This window comes from Mycobacterium sp. KBS0706 (assembly GCF_005938675.2).
GTDB lineage: Bacteria > Pseudomonadota > Alphaproteobacteria > DSM-16000 > Inquilinaceae > Inquilinus.
Genome location: NZ_VCCH02000012.1, coordinates 119469 through 126686, shown reverse-complemented (window position 1 = coordinate 126686; position 7218 = coordinate 119469). Strand labels below are relative to the sequence as shown.

General features: G+C 69.8%; 5 protein-coding genes. 2 read left to right on the top strand and 3 right to left on the bottom strand.

The genetic code is table 11. The features are described 5' to 3' along the window. Positions 1-341: hypothetical protein (locus FFK22_RS09275; RefSeq protein ID WP_143956808.1), on the bottom strand; the 341-nt coding region annotated here is incomplete at its 3' end. Positions 342-657: 316 nt separating this feature from the next. On the opposite strand from FFK22_RS09275, the gene FFK22_RS09270 reads away from it, so the two are divergent. Both FFK22_RS09270 and FFK22_RS09265 read left to right on the top strand, forming a co-directional pair. Next, positions 658-1338, top strand: coding sequence for a hypothetical protein (locus tag FFK22_RS09270; protein ID WP_138885959.1), 681 nt, complete (start codon positions 658-660; stop codon positions 1336-1338). 190 nt (positions 1339-1528) lie between these two features. Further along, the gene (locus tag FFK22_RS09265) at positions 1529-2500 is read left to right on the top strand and encodes a hypothetical protein (RefSeq protein ID WP_138885960.1); all 972 of its coding nucleotides are present in this window, start codon (positions 1529-1531) and stop codon (positions 2498-2500) included. A 302-nt stretch (positions 2501-2802) separates the two neighbouring features. Here FFK22_RS09265 and FFK22_RS09260 read toward each other — a convergent pair whose 3' ends face one another. Beyond that, positions 2803-4557 (bottom strand): adenylate/guanylate cyclase domain-containing protein, encoded by a 1755-nt coding sequence (locus FFK22_RS09260; RefSeq protein ID WP_138885961.1) that lies wholly within the window; start codon positions 4555-4557, stop codon positions 2803-2805. A 70-nt stretch (positions 4558-4627) separates the two neighbouring features. Continuing rightward, a complete protein-coding gene (locus FFK22_RS09255; protein WP_138885962.1) occupies positions 4628-7099 on the bottom strand; it encodes a ligase-associated DNA damage response DEXH box helicase in 2472 nt (823 codons plus the stop codon). Positions 7100-7218: the final 119 nt, after the last annotated feature.

The window sequence follows — 7218 nt, the reverse complement described above, 5'->3', positions numbered from 1 at the left end:
TCGAGCCTGGCGGCGGCCCGCCACTGCGCGGTGCGGCGGGCGCGCAGCAGCCGCGCCAGGTACTGCGCCCGCGGCAGGCCGAGCTGGTAGCGGGCGTAGATCCGGTTGGCGTCCGGCTGCTCGTCGCCGTGCAGCGCATCGTAGAACCGGGCGATCCAGGCCTCGGCCTGCTGCCCCTGGGTCTCGTGGCGGCGCTCGCCGAGCACCCATTCGCTGACCAGGTCGACACACAGCGCTTCGTAGCCGGACTCGATCCGCTTCCGGCTGGCCGGCGAGGCATCGATTTCCAGCGCCGCCTTGGCCCGGGCCACGCGGTCCCGCCTGTCCGCATCCTCCGCCATCACCTCTCCCCGATTTCGCTGCGCGGATCGGGATCCTAGCGAATCCCTGAGGCCAGGGCAGGACACATCTCGTGATCGGACGGCGGCCCGGTGCGTCCCGGCAGGACGATCGTCCGCCGAGCGAGTCTGCAGGCCACGCCCTTCTCTGCTAGAGTCCGGTCCGGTGCCGCCGCCCGCCGCTTCGCGGCCGGGGCGCGTCCGCCCGCGATTTTCGTGATGAATAATGCTGGGGGATTTCATGACTGGATTGACAGGTGCGGCCCGAGCCGCCGTCGGGGCAATCGCGCTCGCAGGCTTGGCTGCTTGCGCGGAACGCATGGCCGGCGACAGCGAGGATCTCGCCCAGCTCTATCGACAGGCCATCTATGACTCCGCCGTCAAACGGCCGTCCTTCCAGCGCAAGTTGATGCCGATCGATCCACGGGCGTCGGAGGTCACGGTCGTCACCTTGACCACCAAGACGGACGACCCCGTCGAACCGACGGAGTCCGTCGCGCGGTCCAAGGGCGTTCTCCGGCTCGCCCGGAATGCCGGCGGCACGGGCAAGGTGCTGTCGGCGACGTGGGTGTCGTTGCCCTCGGAATCCCGGCCGGCCTGCAAGGGCGCACCGGATCCGGTGCTGGCCCTCGAACAACTGCTCGGCATGCCGCCGGCGGGGGGTGACTGGGAGCTCGTCCAGTTCAGCGTCGCTCCGGACCACATCTTCCGGCCCTGCGCCAGCGGTCCGGAGATCGGGACGACGCAATGCTCCTTCGCTCTGCCGAAGCGTTCGTCTTCACCGGAGACGCAGCTCTTCGTCTTCGGCCAGATGTGGAGCTCCTACATCGCGGATTTCCGGGACTCCGGCTACCCCTATACGGGCATGGGATGGACTTACAACTGGAGCCCGGCCGCGAAGGACCATTACGGGGTGTCCGAATACGTGGTGAAGGAGGGGGCGCCGGTGAGCGACATCCAGGTGTTTACCCCAAGCGAGTTCTGCAACGGGGCGGGATGAACTGAGGCCGGTCCCGTCAGCGCGCCGGGGCCGCCCTGGATCGCATTCGAATGACGGTGCAATTTTCCTTGACCACATGTTCCTATTTTGTTCTAATCTCGAAATGGTCGATACCAGCACAACCGAGGCTCCGTCCGCCGCTTCGCCGGCCACGGATGAGTCCGTCCGGGAGACCGAGATACTGTCCGGGTTGACCAAGCTCGCCTTGGAGATGGCCCGGTCCTTCCAGGCCCAAGCCGTCGCCGCCCTCGCGGCCGGCGCTCTCGATCGCGCCGGCAAGGCCGAGGCCCGTTTCAGCAGCCTCTTCCTCGCCATCCGCCGGGTCGTTGCGCTCGGGGCCAGGCTGCGCCGGCAGCAGCAGGAAGCCGCATCGCTGATTTCAGACGCGGCCGCGATGCTGTCCGAGCTGATGGAGCTCGCCATGGCGCTGGCCACCGGCTTCCAGGCCGTGGGCGTCGCCGCCCTCGCGGCCGGCGATCTCGACCGCGCCGGGGATATGGAGACCCGCTTCAGCAGCCTGTTCCTCGGCATCCGCCGCGCCGTCGTGCTGAAGATCAAGCTGCGCGAGCAGCGGGAGAAGGCGCGGCGCGAGGCCGAAGTCCGGCGGAAGAGCCGGCAAGCCGAGAAGGACAACCGGCGCCAAGCCGTCGCCCAGGGCGTCGCCCAAGTCATCGCCACGGCTCCCGACACCGACACCCGGGAGCGGCTGACCGTCGATCTCTGGGAAAAGCTGACCGAGGACGAGCGCATCGACGTCGACCTCACCGACACCGCCTTGCCGATCGAGGCGCTGATCGCCAGCCTGTGCCGGGCCCTCGGCCTCCCGCCCGGCGGAATGCCTCCGGCCGGCGGGCCTGCTGCCAGCAGTCCGGCGGCCGCGGCGAAAGCCGGGACCGATGCTGCCGGCGTCGGCCCGAAGCGCCAGTTCTCCGGCCCGGCCTCGCGCCGCGCCTCCTCCAGCCACCCCATCGCGGCCGAGGATACCGGCGACCCCGGGGACGACCAGCCGTCCGGCGACACCGGGCCGCCCGCCACGGCGCCGCCCCGCGACCGGCGGCAATGGACCGACGCCGATCGGGCCGGACATCCAGGCCGCGACACGGAGCGCAACGCCCGATGGCGCCGCCCGCAGAGTCTCGCCCCCATGCGTCGCCACGGCTGACCGGAGCACCTGGTCGCCGTGGCCGCAGGCATGCGCGTGGCGGTTCTCGCCAGCGATATCGTTTCAAAATCCCCCAACCCGTCATCCCCGCGAAAGCGGGGATCTCGTCACGCCTGACGATCGGACAGAGATTCCCGCTTTCGCGGGAATGACGGCAAAGGGGGGATCGCCGTTCTTAAAAGGTCCCGCACGCGCAAATGGGAAAGGCGATAACTCACTGCGTTGATGCGATCGGGGTGACCCGATTTGGCCTGAGCTCATCCCGCTCCAGACGTCGCTGATTCGAAAGACATCCCGGCCGTTCAGGCGGGCAGCCCGGCCTTGAGCAGGCCGTCGCGGCAATGGGCGCGGTCCTCGTCGCGCTTGTAGTGCAGGGTCGCCAGGAACGCCTCCGCCGTGAAGTCGGGATTGGTCCGCAGCACCGCCTGGGCATGGGCGCCGGCGGCGGTGGCGTCGCCCATCCAGGCCAGCGCGGCGGCCAGGAAGGCGTGGTGGGTGTGGTCGGGCTTGGTGATGTGGCTGTAGGCCTCCACCGCTTCGGCATAGCGCTGGCCGGTGTAGTAGGCCCGGCCGAGATGGCTCCAGAACCGCTCCGGGTGATGCGGGTTGAGGCGCATCGCCTTGCGGATCCAGTCGATGCCTTCCTCCGGCCGGCCGAGCCAGGTCAGGATCTCGCCCTGCTGCACCACGATCAGGTCGTAATTCGGGTTCGAGGCGATCGCCCGTTCCTGGTGATAGAAGGATTTCTCGAATTCGTGCCGCGCCAGGGCGACCGCGGCCAGGATGCGGTGGACATCGGCGTCGTTGTCGTCGAGGGCGATCGCGGTCTCGAGCTCGCCGACCACGGCATCCCAGGTGGCGTCGCGGTCGGCGCACCAACCATTGACCCAGCTCTGGCCCAGCACGCAGGCCCGCCAAGCATGGGCATGGGCGTATTTCGGGTCGAGGGCTACGGCGCGATCGAGCATCGCCAGCGCCTCGGCGTTGTCGTCCCGCGTCGACCGGTGGTGCAGGATCTTGCCGGCCAGCAGGCATTCATAGGCTTCCAGACTCCCCGTGGTCTTCCGCTTCGCCCGGTCGCGCGCCGCGGCCTCGACCCGGCCGGGCAGGGTGGCGGCGATCGCCGAGGTGACCTCGTCCTGGATGGCGAAGATATCGGCCAGGTCGCGGTCATAGCGTTCGGCCCAGATGTGCCGGTCGGTCTCGGCGTCGATCAACTGCACCGTGACTCGCACCCGGCCGCCGGCCTTGCGCACGCTGCCCTCGACCACGTAGTGGACGCCGAATTCGCGGGCGACGTCCTGCACCTTCACCGCCTTGCCCTTGTGCACGAAGGCGGAGTTGCGGGAGATCACCAGGAGCTCGTGGAAGCGCGACAGCTCGGTGATGATGTCCTCGGTCAACCCGTCGGCGAAGAATTCCTGCTCCGCCTCGCCGCTCATATTGGCGAAGGGCAGCACGACGATGGAGGGCTTGGTCGGGACGGGACTGCTGGCGGCAACCTCGGATGGGGCTTCCGCCGCCGGCAGGTCGAGCCGGACCCGGTAGACGCGGATCGGCCGCGAGATGTTCTTGACCGCCTGCTCGCCGAGATCCTCGAAGCCGACGTCGAGCCGGTCGCCGACCTGGTCGCGCACCGCGCCCGAAACGCAGATCCCGCCCGGCTCCGCCAGCGCCTCCAGCCGGGCCGCGACATTGACGCCGTCGCCGAACAGGTCGCCGTCCTCGACGATCACGTCGCCGAGATTGATGCCGATGCGGAACTGGATCCAGCGCGCCGGCGAAACGTCGCTGTTGCGCCTGGCCATCCGGCGCTGGATCTCGGTGGCGCAGGTCAGCGCGTCGACGATGCTAGCGAATTCGACCAGGAGGCCGTCGCCCGTGGTCTTGACGATGCTGCCGCGGGCCTTGGCGATCGCCGGGTCGATCAGCTCGAGCCGGTGGGTCTTCAGCCGCGCGAGGGTGCCGGACTCGTCGGCCTCCATCAGCCGGCTGTAGCCGACCATGTCCGCCGCCAGGATCGCCGCCAGCCTGCGCTGGACCTCGGGCCGTTCCATGGGCTCGTCCTCGCCCTGAAGGACGCAATTTTAGCAAATCCGAGCCGGGGCGACAAACGATGCCGGCCGGTCACGCCCGCTTGCGGCCGCGTTCGCTCCGCTTCGGCTGGGCTTCGGCGATCATTTCGGCGGCGGCTTCCTCCAGCATAGCGTCGATCGCACCGGCGGCGACGCTGACGCGGCCGATCTCGAGCAGCACCGGGACGGCGAGGGGGGAAACGCGGTCGAGAGCGCGGTGGGTCAGCTTGCGCCGGGCCCGCTTCAGCGACAGGGCGACTCGGGCGACGTCCACCAGGCCGCGCGCCGCATCCGCCCTGGTGGCCCGCAGCAGCACGTGGTCCGGCTGGTGCCGGCGCAGCACGTCGTAGATCAGGTCGGCGCTGACCGTGACCTGGCGTCCTGTCTTCTTCTCGCCCGGGGAGCGACGTTCGATCAGCCCGGCGATGATGGCGACGTTGCGAAAGGTGCGGCGCAGCAGGCTGGAATCGCCCATCCAGGCCTCCAGGTCGTCGCCCAGCATGTCCTCGCTGAACAGCGGCGCCGGGTCGGTCACCGGGTGCAGGCTCCAGGTCGCCAGCACATAGTCGGTGGCAACGAAGCCGATCGGCCCCAGCCCGGCCCGCTCCATCCGCTTGGTCAGCAGCATGCCCAGCGTCTGATGCGCCTGCCGTCCTTCGAAGCAGTATGCCACCATGTAGTGCCGGCCGCCGCGCGGGAAGGTCTCGATCATCAACTCGCCCGGCCCGGGCAGGCCGGAGCGGTCCCGCTGCAACTCCAGCCATTCGCGCACGTCGTCCGGCAGCCGGGGCCAATGGGCGGGGGTCGACAGCAGGCGGCGCACCCGGTCGGCCAGGTGGGTGGTCAGCGGCATGCGGCCCCCCGCGAAGGCCGGCACCTTCGGCTCGCCGGTGGCGGTGCGGCTGGCGATCACCGCCATCTCGCGTATGCCTTCGAAGCGCAGCAGCTGGCCGGCGAACATGAAGGTGTCGCCTGCCACCAGGCCTTGGGCAAAATACTCCTCGACCTCGCCCAGCACCTTGCCGAAGCCGCCGCCGAGCCGGACCTTCAGCGTCTCCTGCTCGACGATGGTGCCGACATTCATCCGGTACTGTCGGGCAACCACGGCGCTGGCCACTTTCCAGCGACCCTCGGCATCCTGCTTCAGCCGGTGGAAACGGTCGTAGCTGCGCAGGGCGTAACCGCCATGGGCGACGAAATCGAGCACATCGTCGAAATCGCGCTTCGGCAGCGCGGCATAGGGCGCCGCCCGCCGCACCTCGACGAACAGCGCCTTCGCGTCGAAGGGGGCGGAGCAGGCACAACCCAGCAGGTGCTGCGCCAGCGTGTCCAATGTGCCGGGGGCCGGCGGGTCGCCGTCCAGCGTCATCGCCTCGACCGCGTCGGAGGCGGCCTGGCATTCCAGCACCTCGAACCGGTTGGCCGGAACCAGCAGCGCCACCGAAGGCACGTCGAAGCGATGGTTCGACCGGCCGATGCGCTGCAGCAGGCGGCTGGCGCCTTTCGGCGCTCCGATCTGGATCACCAGGTCGACCGCCGCCCAGTCGATGCCGAGGTCGAGCGAGGAGGTGGCGACCACCGCGCGCAGCTCGCCCCGCGCCATCGCCGCCTCGACCTTGCGGCGCTGCTCCGCCGCCAGGCTGCCGTGATGCAGCCCGATCGGCAGCACGTCGTCATTCACCCGCCACAGCGCCTGGAACACCAGCTCGGCCTGCGCCCGGGTGTTGACGAACAGCAGCGTGGTGCCGGCCTTGCGGATCCGCTCATACAGCTCGGCGGCGGCATAGGTGCCCATATGGCCGGACCAGGGCAGGCGGCCCTCCGTTTCCAGGATCTCGACCACCGGTTTGATGCCCGGAGGCCCCTTGACCGTGCGCACCAGCGCCGGGTCGGCATGGCCGGTCGGCGACAGCCAGGCGACCAGCGCGTCGGGGTGCGCGACCGTGGCCGACAGCCCGATCCGGCGGGCCTCCGGCGCCAGGGTGGCCAGGCGGGCGAGGCCGAGCGCCAGCAGGTCGCCGCGCTTGGTCCCGGCCAGGGCGTGCAACTCGTCGACGATGACGCAGCGCAGGGCCCCGAAGATGCGGTCGGCGTCGTTGTAGGACAGCAGCAGCGCCAGGCTTTCCGGCGTCGTCATCAGGATCTGCGGCGCGTGGCGGCGCTGGCGCTCGCGCTTGATCTGCGGCGTGTCGCCGGTGCGGGTCTCGGCCCGGATCGGCAGCCGCATCTCGGCGATCGGCTGCTCCAGGTTGCGGTGGATGTCGACCGCCAGCGCCTTGAGCGGGGAGATGTAGAGGGTGTGCAGCCCCTCGCGCGGCCGTTCCGCCAGCTCGGTCAGCGTCGGCAGGAAGCCGGCCAGGGTCTTGCCGCCGCCGGTCGGGGCGATCAGCAGGGCATGGCTGCCGTCGCGCGCCGCCTGCAGCATCTCCAGCTGATGCGAGTGCGGCGTCCAGCCCTTGTGCCGGAACCAGCCCAGGAAGGCGGGCGGCAGCAGCGGTTCGGCGATCTCCGCCAAGGCGGTCATGGGCCCTTCGTTTCGGCCGGGAATGCGTCCGCCCAGATCAGCCCATAGTCGGCCCGGACGCAACTGTTGTGTTTTTGTTCTCGCCAGCCGGCCGTCATGTTGCGGGTGCAACGCATCGG

Bases quoted from the DNA above. Each gene is read 5' to 3' on its own strand.
- FFK22_RS09270 (WP_138885959.1), top strand. From the start codon at position 658: ATGGCCGGCGACAGCGAGGATCTCGCCCAGCTCTATCGACAGGCCATC.
- FFK22_RS09260 (WP_138885961.1), bottom strand. From the start codon at position 4,557: ATGGAACGGCCCGAGGTCCAGCGCAGGCTGGCGGCGATCCTGGCGGCG.
- FFK22_RS09255 (WP_138885962.1), bottom strand. From the start codon at position 7,099: ATGACCGCCTTGGCGGAGATCGCCGAACCGCTGCTGCCGCCCGCCTTC.